Source organism: Salinicola sp. CPA57 (assembly GCF_003206035.1).
GTDB lineage: Bacteria > Pseudomonadota > Gammaproteobacteria > Pseudomonadales > Halomonadaceae > Salinicola > Salinicola socius.
Genome location: NZ_PZJR01000012.1, coordinates 330 through 15,407, shown reverse-complemented (window position 1 = coordinate 15,407; position 15,078 = coordinate 330). Strand labels below are relative to the sequence as shown.

Annotated in this window: 13 protein-coding genes; 3 read left to right on the top strand and 10 right to left on the bottom strand. The window is 61.4% G+C overall.

Annotation, left to right across the window (positions count from 1 at the left end):
• Position 1: 1 nt before the first annotated feature.
• The 5 genes from rng to DOM36_RS14715 form a co-directional block, all read right to left on the bottom strand.
• On the bottom strand, positions 2–1,465 hold the full coding sequence (gene rng, locus DOM36_RS14735) for a ribonuclease G (RefSeq protein ID WP_075570608.1): 1,464 nt from the start codon (positions 1,463–1,465) through the stop codon (positions 2–4).
• A 117-nt stretch (positions 1,466–1,582) separates the two neighbouring features.
• On the bottom strand, positions 1,583–2,218 hold the full coding sequence (locus DOM36_RS14730) for a Maf family protein (protein WP_110643572.1): 636 nt from the start codon (positions 2,216–2,218) through the stop codon (positions 1,583–1,585).
• A 108-nt stretch (positions 2,219–2,326) separates the two neighbouring features.
• Positions 2,327–2,806: a rod shape-determining protein MreD gene (gene mreD / locus DOM36_RS14725; RefSeq protein ID WP_075570610.1), complete on the bottom strand. Its 480-nt coding sequence runs from the start codon at positions 2,804–2,806 to the stop codon at positions 2,327–2,329.
• A 2-nt stretch (positions 2,807–2,808) separates the two neighbouring features.
• Positions 2,809–3,780 (bottom strand): rod shape-determining protein MreC, encoded by a 972-nt coding sequence (mreC, locus tag DOM36_RS14720; protein ID WP_279626536.1) that lies wholly within the window; start codon positions 3,778–3,780, stop codon positions 2,809–2,811.
• Between the two features lie 57 nt (positions 3,781–3,837).
• Positions 3,838–4,875, bottom strand: a complete 1,038-nt coding sequence (locus DOM36_RS14715; protein ID WP_075570612.1) for a rod shape-determining protein — start codon at positions 4,873–4,875, stop codon at positions 3,838–3,840.
• A 276-nt stretch (positions 4,876–5,151) separates the two neighbouring features.
• Between DOM36_RS14715 and gatC the strand changes: the two genes are divergently transcribed.
• The 3 genes from gatC (at position 5,152) to gatB (ending at position 8,545) form a co-directional block, all read left to right on the top strand.
• Positions 5,152–5,442, top strand: a complete 291-nt coding sequence (gatC, locus tag DOM36_RS14710; protein ID WP_075570613.1) for an Asp-tRNA(Asn)/Glu-tRNA(Gln) amidotransferase subunit GatC — start codon at positions 5,152–5,154, stop codon at positions 5,440–5,442.
• A 179-nt stretch (positions 5,443–5,621) separates the two neighbouring features.
• The gene (gene gatA, locus DOM36_RS14705) at positions 5,622–7,079 is read left to right on the top strand and encodes an Asp-tRNA(Asn)/Glu-tRNA(Gln) amidotransferase subunit GatA (protein ID WP_110643571.1); all 1,458 of its coding nucleotides are present in this window, start codon (positions 5,622–5,624) and stop codon (positions 7,077–7,079) included.
• Positions 7,079–8,545, top strand: a complete 1,467-nt coding sequence (gatB, locus tag DOM36_RS14700; protein ID WP_110643570.1) for an Asp-tRNA(Asn)/Glu-tRNA(Gln) amidotransferase subunit GatB — start codon at positions 7,079–7,081, stop codon at positions 8,543–8,545. The genes gatA and gatB overlap by 1 nt, the downstream gene beginning before the upstream one ends.
• Before the next feature lie 93 nt (positions 8,546–8,638).
• Here the strand turns inward: gatB and DOM36_RS14695 are convergent, their stop codons facing one another.
• The 5 genes from DOM36_RS14695 to DOM36_RS14675 all read right to left on the bottom strand — a co-directional run.
• A complete protein-coding gene (locus tag DOM36_RS14695; protein WP_232823868.1) occupies positions 8,639–9,640 on the bottom strand; it encodes a DUF6708 domain-containing protein in 1,002 nt (333 codons plus the stop codon).
• A gap of 72 nt (positions 9,641–9,712) precedes the next feature.
• Entirely contained in the window at positions 9,713–10,714 is a 1,002-nt protein-coding gene (locus DOM36_RS14690; protein WP_232823867.1) for a DUF6708 domain-containing protein, read from the bottom strand.
• On the bottom strand, positions 10,714–13,377 hold the full coding sequence (locus DOM36_RS14685; RefSeq protein WP_110643569.1) for a T6SS effector BTH_I2691 family protein: 2,664 nt from the start codon (positions 13,375–13,377) through the stop codon (positions 10,714–10,716). Before DOM36_RS14685 ends, DOM36_RS14690 begins: the two co-directional genes overlap by 1 nt.
• The gene (locus tag DOM36_RS14680; protein ID WP_110643568.1) at positions 13,370–14,257 is read right to left on the bottom strand and encodes a DUF4123 domain-containing protein; all 888 of its coding nucleotides are present in this window, start codon (positions 14,255–14,257) and stop codon (positions 13,370–13,372) included. The genes DOM36_RS14685 and DOM36_RS14680 overlap by 8 nt, the downstream gene beginning before the upstream one ends.
• Positions 14,254–15,078 (bottom strand): DUF2345 domain-containing protein (locus DOM36_RS14675; protein ID WP_157958662.1); only part of this gene is annotated, 825 nt, incomplete at its 5' end. The genes DOM36_RS14675 and DOM36_RS14680, both read right to left, overlap by 4 nt.

Genomic DNA, 15,078 nt, shown 5'->3' with positions numbered 1-15,078 from the left:
CTCACATCAGTACGATGTCGTACTGTTCCTGGGAATAGTGGGCCTCGACCTGAAAACGAATGGTCTTGCCGATGAAGGACTCGAGATCGGCCACGGCGGCGGACTCTTCGTCCAGCAGTCGATCGACCACGGACTGCGATGCCAGCACCATGTAGGTTTCCGGCGCATAGGCCCGCTCTTCACGCAGAATTTCGCGGAAGATTTCGTAGCAGACCGTCTCCGGCGTCTTCAGCGATCCTCGCCCAAGACAGGTCGGGCAAGGCTCGCACAGCGTCTGCTCCAGGCTCTCGCGCGTGCGCTTGCGCGTCAGTTGCACCAGCCCCAGTTCGGTGACGCCGGTCAGCTTGTTCTTGGCGTGATCCCGCTCCAGCGATTTCTCGAGCACGCGCAGCACCTGACGCTGATGCTCCAGCTCTTCCATGTCGATGAAATCGATGATGATGATGCCGCCCAGATTGCGCAGCCGGAGTTGGCGTGCGATGGCGGTCGCGGCTTCGAGATTGGTCTTGAAGATGGTCTCTTCGAGATTGCGGTGCCCGACGTAACCACCGGTATTGACGTCGATGGTGGTCATCGCTTCGGTCTGATCGATGACCAGATAGCCGCCGGACTTCAGTTGCACCTTGCGCCCCAGCGCCTTCTGGATTTCGTCCTCGACGCTGTAGAGATCGAAGATCGGCCGCTCGCCGGGGTAATACTCGATCCGCGACTCCATCGTCGGCATGAACTCCCGGGCGAACTCCTTGAGCTTGAAGTAGTTCTCGCGGGAGTCGATGCGCACCTTCTCGATCTGATCGCGCATCACGTCGCGCAGGGTGCGGATGAACAGCGGGAGATCATCGTAGATCGGCGTCGCGATCTCCGCGGTGACACGGCGCTCGGCGATTTTCTGCCACAGCCGCTGCAGAAAGACCATGTCGGCGAACAGCTCCTCCTGGCCGACGCCTTCCGCCGCCGTACGAATGATGAAACCGCCGCAATCCTTGTCCGGCAAGGCAATCCTGCCGCTCTCGACCAGCGCTTTCAGGCGCTCGCGCTCGGCATCATCCTCGATCCGTTGCGAAACGCCGACGTGAGGCGAGTCCGGCATGTAGACGAGATAGCGGGAAGGAATGGAGAGATGGGTCGTCAACCGCGCGCCCTTGGACCCGATGGGGTCCTTGGTAGCCTGCACCACCAGTGCCTGCCCGGCATGGAGCAGATGACTGATCGAAGCCGGCTCTTCGTGCGGCGAATCGGGAGGCAGCACTTCGTTGACATGAATGAACGCCGCTCGCTCGAGCCCGATGTCGATGAACGCGGCCTGCATGCCCGGTAAAACGCGTACCACCTTGCCCTTGTAGATATTGCCGACGATGCCACGACGCCGGCTGCGTTCGATGAAGGCTTCCTGCAGCACACCGTTTTCCACCACGGCAACCCGGGTCTCCATCGGCGTCAGATTGATCAGTACCTCACCGCTCATGCGGGCATCCTTGTTGCAGATTGGTCGAGCACGCCGGCGACATCCCTTACCGGGGCGGGCGGGGTTGGCCGCGCAACAATTATGGCACAGGCGATCGGTCTCTCCTAAGGCGCAGGCTCAGCGGGCGTCAGAGGCGACATCGTTCAACGCGCCATCCCAGAGCGCGACGCCGTGGGCCCGTAGCAGCGATGCCGTCTCGTTCAGCGGCAAGCCGACCACCGCGGAGTAGCTTCCCTCCAGGCGCTCGATGAAGATGGCGGCGCGGCCCTGTATCGCGTAACCGCCGGCCTTGTCGACCGGCTCCTTGGTTGCCCAATAGGCGGCCATCTCCGCCTCCTCGATTCGACGCATGACAACCTGAGTCGCCACCAGGCACTCACGCATCCCGCCAGCGCCGATCACCGCCACGGCCGAGAGTACGCGATGCGCTCGTCCGGATAGCGCCGTCAGCATCTCGCGGGCATGCGTTTCGTCCCTGGGCTTGCCGAATACGACGTCGCCGCAGACCACCACGGTATCCGCCCCCAGAGTCGGCAACGCACTACCGATGTGGCCGGCCTTGGCCTTCTCGCGAGCCAACCGGGAGACGAACTGCTCGGGCGATTCCCCCTTACGCGGCGACTCGTCGATGTCCGCAGGCGCGACCTCCACCGCCACGCCGATCGACGCGAGCAGCTCACGCCGGCGCGGCGAGGCCGATGCCAGACGCAGCACGGGATGGGAATCGCGATCGGGATGAGCGTGGCAAGACATCGTGAACCCTGTGAGCGGATGTTGAGTTGTCGGCCGGCGATATCGAACCGTGGACCGGAGGAGAAGCGAGCCTGTCGAAGCGCGCGCGAACGGGACGTTAGGCCGGGCTTAACCGATTCCCAGCCGGCGACGCACCGCCTGCATCATGGTGAAGAGCCACGGCCACAATAGAGACCCGATCAGTGCGGGCAGCAGAAATTCGAGGCTCAGGGAGATCGGCCCGTAGATCGTGCGAAGCCACTGTTCCACCAGTTGCGCAATGCCCAGCAGAATGAAGACCAGCACCGCCTGTTGCCAGATCGAGTAGACGCGGAAGCGCTGGTAAAGCAGCAGAAAGAGATAGGCCAGCAGCGAGAGTACCAGCGCATTCTGCCCCAGCGGCGCCCCCTCGATCAGGTCGAGCATCAGCCCCAGCACGAAGCCGTGAAGCACCCCCACGCGCTGCGGCGTGGCAACGCACCAGTAGGCCAGCAGTACGCCCAGCCAGTCCGGCCGCCACACCAGCCAGGCATCCGGCAGCGGCATCACCTGCAGACAGAACGCCAGCAGTAGCGTGAACCAGACGAAGAGATAACCGAACGGACCCATGTCTACTCCTGTTCCGCCGACTGCAGCTCAAGCGCCGCAGTCAACGCCTCTTCGCTGATGCGATGGGCATCGGGATGTGCCGGATCGCCCGGCCATACCACCTGGCGTGCCATGCGCTCCGGCCCACTCAGATTTTCCTCGGGACGCTCGGGGGGAAACAGCAGCAGGAAATAGCGCGAACGCTCGGGCTGGGAAATCGGCTCGGCCGAGACTTCCATGAATGCCTGACTCGATTCACGCTTGACCTCGTCGACCCGAGCCACCGGATAGCCCTGCGGGAAGCGTCCGCCCAGCCCGGATGTCACCAGCAGATCGCCTTCACGAATGTCCGCGGTGGCCGGTACGCTGGGAATGTTGAGCGTATCCAGTTGACCCGTGCCCTGGGCGATGAAGCGCAAGCCGTTGCGATTGATCTCTACCGGCACGGCATGGTTGGCGTCGGCCACCATCAGCACCCGGCTGGTATAGGCGGAGACCGAAACCACCTGACCGATCAGACCCGACGCATCCATGACCGGCTGGCCGATATAGACGCTATCGCGCCGACCGCGATTGATCACCATCTGTTGGGTAAACGGGTCGGAATCCAGCGATAGCAGCTCTGCCGTGATATAGGGCACGTCGGCAGGATTGGGCGCGTTCAGAAGCTCGCGCAGATGAATGTTCTCTGCGGTCAGACTCGCCATCCGCTGCACGCGATTGGAGAGCGTCAGCAGTTGCTCACGCAGGCGGCCATTCTCGTCGATCAGCGCCTGCTGATCGGAGATCGCCATGGCACTCCAGCGCACACCTTCACTCGGCAGCGATACCAGCCACTGAATGGGGGCAACGACCGAGGTCAAATGAGAACGTGCCGTCTCCACCGCGCTGAAGCGGTGTTCGGCAAACATCAGCCCGAACGCCAGTACCGCACACAACAGCATGCGGTACGTGGGGATCGGACCGTAGGAAAACAGCGGTTTGATAGGCCTCACTCCCACCTACCGAGGACGGAAGACGCCGCGCGGCGGCATTATCCGTCACGGCCGGCCTCAATCGCTGGAGAGCAACTCGAAGGTATGCTGATCGATCATCTCGAGCGCCTTGCCGCCACCACGTGCCACGCAGGTCAGCGGATCCTCGGCGATGATCACCGGCAGGCCGGTTTCCTCGGCGATCAGCTTGTCGATGTCCCGTAGCAATGCCCCGCCACCGGTCAGCACCAGGCCACGTTCGGCGATATCGGAAGCGAGCTCCGGCGGAGACTGCTCCAGCGCGCTCTTGACCGCGGAGACGATCGACGCCAGCGGCTCCTGCAGCGCATCGAGAATCTCGTGGGAATTGAGGGTAAAGCTGCGCGGGATGCCCTCGGCCAGGTTACGGCCACGCACGTCGATCTCGCGCAGTTCGCCGCCCGGATAGGCACACCCGACCTCTTCCTTGATCCGCTCCGCGGTGGCTTCGCCGATGAGGCTGCCGTAGTGGCGGCGCACATAAGAAGTGATCGCCTCGTCGAAGCGGTCACCGCCCACGCGCACGGATTCGGAATAGACCACCCCGTTGAGCGAGATGATCGCGATCTCGGTCGTACCACCACCGATATCGACGACCATCGACCCCTGCGCTTCCTCGACCGGAAGGCCAGCCCCGATCGCGGCAGCCATCGGCTCCTCGATCAGATAGACATCGCGCGCCCCGGCGCCTTCGGCGGATTCCTTGATCGCACGGCGCTCGACCTGCGTGGACATGCAGGGAACGCAGACCAGCACACGCGGGCTGGGCGTCAAAAACGTGCTTTGATGAACTTTGCGAATGAAGTGCTGCAGCATCTGCTCGGTAACGGTGAAATCAGCAATCACGCCATCCTTCATCGGACGGATGGCGGTAATGTTACCGGGCGTGCGCCCCAGCATCCGTTTGGCGTCGAGACCGACGGCCGCAACACTGCGCATGTTGCCGGATTGGCGAATCGCCACTACGGAGGGTTCGTCCAGGACGATACCGCGACCGCGGACGTAAATCAGTGTGTTGGCGGTTCCCAGATCGATCGACAGATCGCTCGAGAACAGCCCCCGTAAACGTTTAAACATGGAAACTTTTACCTAGTCCAGACCGGAACCCTGTGCGGACGCAAACGGTATCACCGTGGGGGTAAAGCAGCAAGCTCGAGCCTGCCAGATGGGCCGTGATTATGATAATGTTTCCTCCATTTATCGGGATGACGAATTCAAGTGACGAACCTTCGCGAAGTTTGCGCGACGAGCGTTTCAGAAACCGCAACTTCTATGACACGACGTTTCGACACTCAACGAAGCGACGTCTCGGCAATCCACGACGCGACGTCCCCATTACAGGACCCTCAACACATGGCAATCGAACACGCGGACGTACTGCGCGCAGCGCATCTGGCTCGCCTGGGCCTCAACAGCGACGCCGAAGCGGCCGGTTATGTCGACGACCTGACCCAGATTCTGGAAATGGTCGACCGTCTGCAAGCCGTGAACACCGACGGCGTGGCGCCCCTGTCGCATCCGCTCGACGCCACTCAGCGCCTGCGCGCCGACGAAGTGACCGAAACCAACCAGCGTGAAACTTTCCAGGCCTGCGCGCCGGAAACGGCCGAAGGCCTCTATCTGGTACCGCGCGTCGTCGAATAAGTTCGATGTTGATGGCAAGAACAGTGCGTTCGAACCCATGAATGACTGAATTCAGCCGATGAATTCGCCTGATGCGTACTAGCGCCGAATCCGTTCGGTACCGATTTTGCGATGTGGCGCCACGACAAACCGATGGCAGCCCTCGCGCACAGCGATTTGACTCAGGGAACCGCGACCCCATGCATCATATGACGCTCACGGAACTCGCCAAGGGCCTCAAGGCCGGCGACTTTTCCAGCCGAGAGCTGACCAGCAGCCTGCTCGACCGTATCGAGCGCCTGGATGGCGACATCAACAGCTTCATTTCCATCACCCGAGATCGGGCGCTCAGCGCTGCCGACGCCGCCGACCAGGCCCGTGCGAAGGGCGAGTCACGGCCGCTCGCCGGCCTGCCGCTGGCGATCAAGGACATCTTTTGCACCCAGGGCATTCGTACCAGCTGTGGCTCGAAGATGCTCGACAACTTCCAGGCGCCCTACAACGCCACGGTGGTCGAGAAGCTGGAAGCTGCCGGCATGATCAGCCTCGGCAAGACCAACATGGACGAGTTCGCCATGGGCTCGTCGAATGAAAACAGCTTCTACGGCCCGGTGAAGAACCCGTGGGATCGTACCGCCGTCCCCGGCGGTTCTTCCGGCGGCAGCGCCGCCGCGGTCGCGGCCGGGTTCGCCCCTGCGGCGCTTGGCACCGACACCGGCGGCTCGATTCGCCAGCCGGCCGCCTTCTGTGGCATCACCGGGCTCAAGCCGACCTACGGCCGGGTCTCCCGCTACGGCATGATCGCATTTGCGTCGAGCCTCGATCAGGGCGGTCCGATGGCCCGAAGCGCGGAAGACTGCGCCCACCTGCTCGGCGCCATCGCCGGGCATGACCTGCGCGACTCCACCAGCGTCGCCCGCGTAGTGCCGGACTATCTCGCCGAATTGGATACGCCGCTGGCCGGCCTCAAGATCGGCCTGCCCAAGGAGTACTTCGGTGATGGCCTCGACGCGGAAGTCGAAAGCGCCATTCGCGACGCCATCAAGGTTTACGAATCGCTCGGTGCCAAAGTCTGTGAGGTCAGCCTGCCGCATACCCATCTGGCGGTACCGACCTATTACGTCATCGCCCCGGCGGAAGCGTCCTCGAATCTCTCTCGCTACGACGGCGTGCGCTTCGGCCACCGCTGTGAGAACCCCGTCGATCTCGAAGACCTCTACAAGCGCAGCCGCGCCGAGGGCTTCGGCGACGAGGTCAAGCGCCGCATCCTGATCGGCACTCACACCTTGTCGGAAGGCTTCTTCGACGCCTACTACCGCAAGGCCCAGCAGGTTCGGCGCCTGATCCGTCAGGACTTCATGGACGCCTTCGAGGAAGTCGACGTACTGATGGGCCCGGCCGCACCCACGCCGGCGTTCGATCTCGGCGCCAAGAAAGACCCGGTCTCGATGTACCTGCAGGATATCTACACCATCGCCATCAACCTGGCCGGTATTCCCGGTATCAGCGTCCCCGCCGGCTTTGCTGGCAAACGCCCGATCGGCCTTCAGATTCTCGGCAAGCACTTCGCCGAGAGCCAGCTGCTCAACGTGGCGCACCAGTTCCAACAGGCGACGGATTGGCATCGTCGGCACCCGAGCAACCAGGAGACAACCTAATGCAGTGGGAAACCGTTATCGGGTTGGAAGTCCACGTCCAGCTCGCGACCCAGTCCAAGATCTTCTCCGGTGCCTCTACCGCCTTCGGCGCCGAGCCCAACACTCAGGCCTGCGCCATCGACCTGGGCCTGCCGGGCGTGCTGCCGGTACTCAATGAAGGTGCCGTGGCGATGGCCGTGCAGTTCGGCCTGGCCATCGACGCCGACATTCCCGAGACCTCGCTGTTCGAGCGCAAGAACTACTTCTATCCAGACCTGCCCAAGGGCTACCAGACCAGCCAGATGGCCCAGCCCATCGTCGGCAAGGGTGAAGTCGAGCTCGTGCTGGACGACGACGTGCGCAAGCGCGTGCGCATCCATCACGCGCACCTGGAAGAAGATGCCGGCAAGTCGCTGCACGAGCTCTTTTCCAACAGCAGGGGCCACGGCATGAGCGGTATCGATCTCAACCGTGCAGGTACCCCGCTGCTGGAAATCGTCTCCGAACCCGACATGCGCTCGGCCAAGGAAGCGGTCGCCTATATCCGTGCGATTCACGCCATCGTCACTTATCTGCGTATCTCCGACGGCAACATGGCGGAAGGCTCTCTGCGCTGCGACGTCAACGTTTCCGTGCGCCCCAAGGGCCAGGAGACGCTGGGCACCCGCGCCGAGATCAAGAACGTCAACTCCTTCCGCTTCGTCGAACGGGCGATCGAATTCGAGGTCGAACGCCAGATCGAGCTGATCGAAGACGGTGGCAAGGTCGTTCAGGAAACCCGGCTCTACGATCCGGACCAGGACGAAACCCGCAGCATGCGGACCAAGGAAGAAGCCAACGACTACCGTTACTTCCCCTGCCCCGACCTGCTGCCGGTGATGCTCGATAGCGCCTACATCGAGCACCAGCGTTCGACGCTGCCGGAGCTGCCCACCCAGAAGCGCAACCGCTTCGAGACCAGCCTCGGCCTCTCCGTCTACGACGCCGGCGTGCTCTCCGCGACGCGCCCCACGGCCGAATATTTCGAAGCCGTGCTGGCCGTCTGCGGCGATGCCAAGCAAGCCGCCAACTGGGTTCAGGGCGAACTCTCTGCGCACCTCAATCGCGAGAACATCGATATCGCCAACAGCCCGGTGACGCCAGAGCAACTTGGCGGCCTGATCCAGCGTGTACTCGACGACACCATCAACGGCAAGGCTGCCAAGCAGGTCTTCGCCGCGCTGTGGAACAACGAAGGTGCGAGCGCCGACGAGATCATCGACACTCGCGGCCTCAAGCAGGTGACCGATACCGGGGCCATCGAAGCGATGATCGACCAGGTCATCGCGGACAGCCCGGTGCAGGTCGCCCAGTACCGCGACGCCGACCCGGAGAAACGCGGCAAGATGATCGGCTACTTCGTCGGCCAGGTGATGAAAGCCTCTCGCGGTACCGCCAACCCACAGCAGGTCAATGGCCTGCTCAAGCAGAAGCTGGACGAAGCCTGAGTCGGCACTGCCTAGCAAACCAGCCCTGCCCCAATGCAAAAGCCCATGGCCAAGGCCATGGGCTTTTGTTTGATAGAAGAGGAATGCTCCGTTTCACAATCTCTTTGTCGCGGTGCTTTCCCGACGCAGCTGACGCGGCCAGTACGTCGGCCAGCACAGCAGTAGCGAACACCAGTGCGCCACGGCGTGAATCAGCATGAGCGGCGAGACGATCACTACCAGCGCGATCATCCCCGGGCTCCAGGGCGCGGCAGCCCACTTGTTCTCGAGAAAGCTCCAGGGGGCCAGCAGCGAACGCCACGGCCAGGGGAAGCGAGGGATGCATTTGGGCGCGGGAATGCTCCCCGGCCCCTCTTCCATATAGCGGCGGATGTATTCCCAGAGCGCATAGAGCTCGTGATCGCTGCGCAACGGCGCCCCGAGAAAGACAACGTCGTGATACTCGGCACCGGTGCGCTGCTTGAAGAAGAACAGCATCAGGATTTCGCGCTTGCGCTGCTTGGTCACTACCTGATCGTCAGGGTCGACCGAGGCCACGACGTCGTCCCAGTCGTAGACCTGATTGCCACCGGCGAAATTGGGCCGGTTGATGTATATCTTGCGCGTCTTGCGATTGAAACGGACCACGATATGGCGCTGGACCAGACACTCCATGCGAAATATCCAGAAGAGATAAACAAATGCAGCCACCATAACAAACCAAATAACCCACATCCCCACTGCGGCCACATAACTCTCATTTGTGGCCACATCTCCAGTTGCGGGCCAAACCCCATAAAAAAACACGTCCAACAGTGGAATCAAAAACAAAAAAGGGAAACTCAAAAGCCCTAAGAGCAATGGCGAAAGGCCGATAGTTACGCCGCCTCTCCATTCATCGAAGAAGGTTCTAACATCCATATAGGTGTCGTTCATGCGGTAGATGGAGCGTGCATCGGATGGCACGTCGCTGACCTGCCGCTCCTGCATCCCCCGGTACTGCTTGCCGTACTTCTCGGTCGCCTTCTCGAACTGCTTCATATCACCCTCGAACCCGGTGATATCCTTCTTGCTCGCGGTCAGGGTCCGGCGCATCAGCCATTCAACGAAGTACATGCAGGCTCCACTCGGCTGAGATCGCCCGGCGCGCCCTCCAGCACGCGCCGGCCGTGATTCGCGGCAACGCCTTCATACCGGCCCGGAGGCCGTGCTTTCCCGACGCAGCTGACGCGGCCAGTACGTCGGCCAGCACAGCAGCAGCGAACACCAGTGGGCCACGGCGTGAATCAGCATGAGCGGCGAGACGATCATCACCAGCGCGATCATCCCCGGGCTCCAGGGCGCGGCAGCCCACTTGTTCTCCAGAAAACTCCAGGGGGCCAGCAGCGAGCGCCACGGCCAGGGGAAGCTGGGGATGCACTTGGGATTGGGCAGGCTTGCCGGCCCCTCTTCCATATAGCGGCGGATGTATTCCCAGAGCGCATAGAGTTCGTGATCGCTGCGCAGCGGCGCGCCGAGAAAGACCACATCGTGATACTCGGCACCGGTGCGTTGCTTGAACAAGAACAGCATGAGGATTTCGCGCTTGCGCTTCTTGGTCACCACCTGATCGTCGGGATCGACCGAAGCCACCACGTCGTCCCAATCATAGACCCGATTGCCACCGGCGAAATTGGGCCGGTTGATATAGATTTTGCGCGTCTTGCGATTGAAGCGGACCACGATATGACGCTGGACCAGACACTCCATACGGAATATCCAGAAAAGATAGATAAATGCCGCCACCATAACAAACCAAATAGACCAAAGGCCCACAACACCAATGTAATCTCCAAAACTTGCTGCTCGCCCCGCTTCAGCAACAACACCAGTAAAAAGAATACTGGTCAGACCAGGAAGAACAAGGACAGGAAAGATAATCAGCCCCAGCAGTAAAGGTGATAATCCCAACAACACCCCCCCCCTCCATTCATCGAAGAAGGTTCTAACATCCATATAGGTGTCGTTCATGCGGTAGATGGAGCGTGCATCGGATGGCGCGTCGCTGACCTGCCGCTCCTGCATCCCCCGGTACTGCTTGCCGTACTTCTCGGTCGCCTTCTCGAACTGCTTCATATCACCCTCGAACCCGGTGATATCCTTCTTGCTCGCGGTCAGGGTGCGGCGCATCAGCCATTCGATAAAATACATCAGGTCACGTCCTGTAAAGCCTGGTGGAAGGCGCCGACTTCTTCGGCGTAGTCGGCGTAATAGTCGGGGGCGTCTTCCGTGGTAAAGACACAGCGTTTGCACCACGCCTCCAGCGCATCGTCGCCAAAAACCCAGAATCCGATCGTCAGAATGATGCCAGCCCAAGAGACCACGGCAAAACTGGCCATCAGCACGCCACGGATGGCAGCCGACGCCAGGGTGCGGGCCAGTGGCGCCAGTAAGCCGGCCAACTGGCGCGCCAACGCGGTTTTGCCCTGCTCCGCAACACGGGATAAAAAGGCCGTCGAAGATGCCAATGTCACCGCCGTGCCTAAAATAGCAACACCTATGTTCGCCAAGAATCTTGCTCCGTAAGCGAGCGTCAATAAGACGTCTCTTCTCTGAACAGATCTACTAATCTCAAATGCATCATCTACCGCTGAAAACAGCGCCCCTACCGACGCCAGCATCCCACCCCAGAACGAGAAACCGCCCAGACGGAATTGAGCGGCCTTGCCGACATCGGTCGCATGGTATTTCCCCATCACCATGACCATATTGATGCTGGAGGCTGCCGTATCCGCGATGGCGCTGGCCACGAGCACGAATGCGCCCGCCATCTTGGTGTAATCACGCGTGTCCTTGTCTTGCTTGGAGAGCGTCTGATAGAGCGCATAGCTTTCAATGATCGCCACCGCCACACCCAACCGGAATTGCATGAATTGGCTGCCATTGCCTTCCAGCGCTGTTTGCATATCGCGTGACAGGAAGCGCTTGGCCTTGGCAAGTTCACGTGCCGAGCCCTTGCTGAACCAACGGCGATTGACGCCGATCTTAGCGGCGTGCCGAGCGAGCTGTGCACGCATTAACCCCAGCGAAATGCGCAGCGTGGCTCGGTCCATGGTCTCGCTGCGCGCCTTTTCGAAGAACCCTTTCATGAACTGGGTATACCAGGCCATGGTCACGCCCAGCTGCTTCGAACGGAACCAGTCGGGTGTCTCGCCCTCCAGCGCCGCGTTGGCCGTGTTGAAGGCCGCGATGAGCTGCTTGAACCCTTGCAGAATGTTCTGCGGCTCAGGCCCTATCCAACTGTCGTCTTCGGCGTCGGCGACCTTCGCGTCCTTGGCACGAAACGCGCCGATATCCTGCTGGCCGGCGCGGCGGATATCGTACTGATTGAGGCAGTAGACCGCCCAGGCCAGGTTCGAACGGTCGTTCATGTTCATGTCGCGCCACCACTGATCCAGCAACGCGGCGCCCGCTTCGGTGCCCTCCATCCCCACCGTGGCCTGCACGACCTGAATGCTGTAGGCCCAGCCCCAGATCGGGTCACGCGAGTCGTAGTAATCCAGCGCATCGAGAAAGGGTGCGCCGCGTAGCCAGGCGAGGTGGTCAGACACCCGGGGGGCCATCAGGGCTTCCTGGCGCCGGGACTGCTCGGCCATGCGATCGTCGAAAGCCTGCCGTGCGTTCTGATCCAGCAGCGGCGCATACTGGCTATCGTATTCCTGGCGAAACTCCGCGCCACGTTCCACTGTGATTCGCTGGGAGCTCGATTCGAGAATCTCCGCTTGCCGCTCCTCGTACTCCTCGGCCAGCTCGTAGTCGCGCGCCGTCGGCTGGCTATTGCCGCCAATCTCCGCTTCGCCCACCGCCCGCACGTGAGGCATGTACCGCAACCCAGCACGCGACCTGAAACTCGTCACGTCCCGCTGCGCAAAGGCATTGACGCGGCCCTTGACGTAGTTCTCGCGGAGATCGCGTATCAACTCCGCGGTGTAGAAGCGCTGCTCGTTGGTCAGGCCGTCCGCATCCTTTTTCTCCATCCAGTCCCGCAGCGGCTCTAGTGCATCGTTACGATGGTTGTTCAACTCCTGAGTAATGCCAATGGCATCACCAAGGACGACCGCAAAGCCCTGGAGGTCATCCAAGGCACGTTGCAGGCTGTCGAAACGCGACCCGTAGTTTGTCAGATCGGCCGGCTGGGCGTTCTCTTCGAACGGATCGGTCAACGACGGAAAAGCCTGTTTCTGCAACAGGTGGCCAACGCCTTCATCCTGATAGCCGACGAATTCGGCAACCTCGGACTGCAGCATCGTTGGCGGGATGACACTCTCTCCGCTGCAACTGTGGGCCAGCTCGGCGATGGCGAAGCGCTGCAAGGATTCCCTGAGCCGAGCTTCCGACTTGAGCCGTTCGAGCATCCGCACACTCAGCGGGTCCGGCAGAAAGAGCATGTACGCCTCGGGCACATCCTCCACATCATCGATCGAGAAGTAGTTGATGCCGCCGCTCTCTTTCGTCGGCTCATAGGGATTGATCCGAGTGAGCAAGGCATCGGCGGAGACGTAATAACAGTGCTCCCAGCGGTAGGTGCCCAGCCGGTTGACCAGCACGTAAAGATAGCCCTCGCGCAGAAAGCGCGCTGTGTACTTGGCCTGAGACAGGCCGATACCGGCTACCGGCTCGCCCTGATACTCAGGCACACTGGCAAAAGCCGCGCTGTCGTCGTCTTCGCCATACACGGCGCTGTAGCGCAGCGGCAGAACGTTGACCGATTTCTTGCAGTCGACCGCCGTGCCGTCGTCATCGGCCTGCGGCATCGCCGAGAGCCTGTCACCGATGCCCTGACCCACACTCAAAGGATCGAGAATACTACCCATGACGCTCCCCATTAACGCTGTGTGACGCGACCGCCTTCAGGTTCTCCGCCAATGAACGCGGCCTTTGCACGGACATGTCGACCGCCCGGGAAAAACCTGGCTCACTCAATACCTGCATCCCGTGAGCCACGCAGTACGCAACATAGACACTCAAGTCCTGGATATCATCGAAGCCGGAAGCGCGTGCCGATTCTATGGCTTTATCCACCATCGCCAGACGTAGACCAGGGCATGCCGTATTGAACAACGCTGGCGAAGACTGCTCCAGCTCGCCCAATATTCGATGGGTCATGGGATCGCTGCCGAGGGCTTGCAGTAGCGCGGGCGTCAATGTGATCGTTTCCTCGCTATCGACCGCAGACTCGTGGCTTTGCCAACCTCCCGAGAACTCTTCCCAGCCGTCCAGTCCGGGTAGCCACCACGCGCCTACACTGCCAAAGAGCCGGTCGTACCAAGGCATATCCGAAAAGCGATGTAGAACCGGCATGACGTTGGGCGCATAGAAACGTAGCAGCTGTTCTTCGCCATTGGCGTCTTTCACGACGCAGAGTTCTCCTAACTTCACGGCTTCCTGCGCCACCGGCTGGTGGGTAATCAGCACCCCATGAAAACCACGCTCCGCCATGACGTACACATCGGAAAGCAGTGTCTCGATATCACCGTCGAACAGCCAAGGCCCCAAAGGTTTCAACGCCTGGAACTGAGGCTGCTGCAGCCAAGGCTGGCCTTGGAAGCGCTGCCACAGCGCCTTGCGTTCATCCTCATTCAGCAGCCCGGTTTCGATGATGGCGCAAACGGAGACGGTGCCCCGGTCGGTATCCTTCAGCTCTTGCACATACTCAGAAACACGTGACTTCAGCGCTTCATCATTTAGGCTCATGACTGCACCTTGACCAGGGCTCGCTGTTCCTTCAGTGCTTTTAACCAGCAACTGACACAGATGGGTTCATCGGCCTCGGGCAATGCCGGCTTGCCAACATACATCTCCGCTGGCCCGCCAAAACTCTTCGTCGCGCCCTTGACGGTGACCTTGCCCGGCGCATGCAGCTCGATATTGCCGCCCTTGATACGGACATAGGCGCCGCCGCTGACCAGCAGAATCTCCTCGGCGGCGGCGAAGTCGATCTTGTCTTCCGTCGAGGTGACCCCGAGATCCCGCCGCGCGGTGGCTTCCAGATTGTCCGACTGCGCCTGCATCTCCACCTTGCCGCGGGCCGCGAACAACTTGATGCCCGCCTTCTGCACGAACAGCGAGAGCTTCTCGGAGATCGACGCCACCAGACTCTTGCCGGTGGCGATATTGGCGTCCTCGCCGCTGGAGAGACTTAGCGATCTGCCCTGGGCCAGGTGGGTCGATTCCGGGGTACTCAGGGTGATGCCGGCCGGCGAGGCCATATGCAGCCAGGGCGCTTTCATCCGCGCCGCTTCGCCGCGGCCGCCGCTGTCGGAGGCGCCACGGGCGCTGTCCTGCTTGGCCTGACCTTGTGAATCGACGAGCTGTTCGCTATTGCCGTAGCGGTCGTCGGCGTCATCCCCGGCCTGCTTGAGGTTCTCGCGGCTGTCGAGGGCGTCGGCGTTGTGATCCTGGGCACTCTGGCTCAGCGTGTCCGTGAGCTGGTCGCCGCTGGCGCCGAGCTGGCCCCAGCTTGAGAGGTAGAGCCCCTGGTTGGCGCGTATCGCACCATAGGCGTCGGTGCGCAG

What these genes read in the sequence shown, in the direction of transcription:
- gatC (WP_075570613.1), top strand. Translation starts at nt 5,152, where the DNA reads ATGGCAATCGAACACGCGGACGTACTGCGCGCAGCGCATCTGGCTCGC.
- DOM36_RS14715 (WP_075570612.1), bottom strand. Translation starts at nt 4,875, where the DNA reads ATGTTTAAACGTTTACGGGGGCTGTTCTCGAGCGATCTGTCGATCGAT.
- gatA (WP_110643571.1), top strand. Translation starts at nt 5,622, where the DNA reads ATGCATCATATGACGCTCACGGAACTCGCCAAGGGCCTCAAGGCCGGC.
- DOM36_RS14730 (WP_110643572.1), bottom strand. Translation starts at nt 2,218, where the DNA reads ATGTCTTGCCACGCTCATCCCGATCGCGATTCCCATCCCGTGCTGCGT.
- DOM36_RS14690 (WP_232823867.1), bottom strand. Translation starts at nt 10,714, where the DNA reads ATGTATTTTATCGAATGGCTGATGCGCCGCACCCTGACCGCGAGCAAG.
- DOM36_RS14680 (WP_110643568.1), bottom strand. Translation starts at nt 14,257, where the DNA reads ATGAGCCTAAATGATGAAGCGCTGAAGTCACGTGTTTCTGAGTATGTG.
- mreD (WP_075570610.1), bottom strand. Translation starts at nt 2,806, where the DNA reads ATGGGTCCGTTCGGTTATCTCTTCGTCTGGTTCACGCTACTGCTGGCG.
- gatB (WP_110643570.1), top strand. Translation starts at nt 7,079, where the DNA reads ATGCAGTGGGAAACCGTTATCGGGTTGGAAGTCCACGTCCAGCTCGCG.
- DOM36_RS14695 (WP_232823868.1), bottom strand. Translation starts at nt 9,640, where the DNA reads ATGTACTTCGTTGAATGGCTGATGCGCCGGACCCTGACCGCGAGCAAG.
- DOM36_RS14685 (WP_110643569.1), bottom strand. Translation starts at nt 13,377, where the DNA reads ATGGGTAGTATTCTCGATCCTTTGAGTGTGGGTCAGGGCATCGGTGAC.
- rng (WP_075570608.1), bottom strand. Translation starts at nt 1,465, where the DNA reads ATGAGCGGTGAGGTACTGATCAATCTGACGCCGATGGAGACCCGGGTT.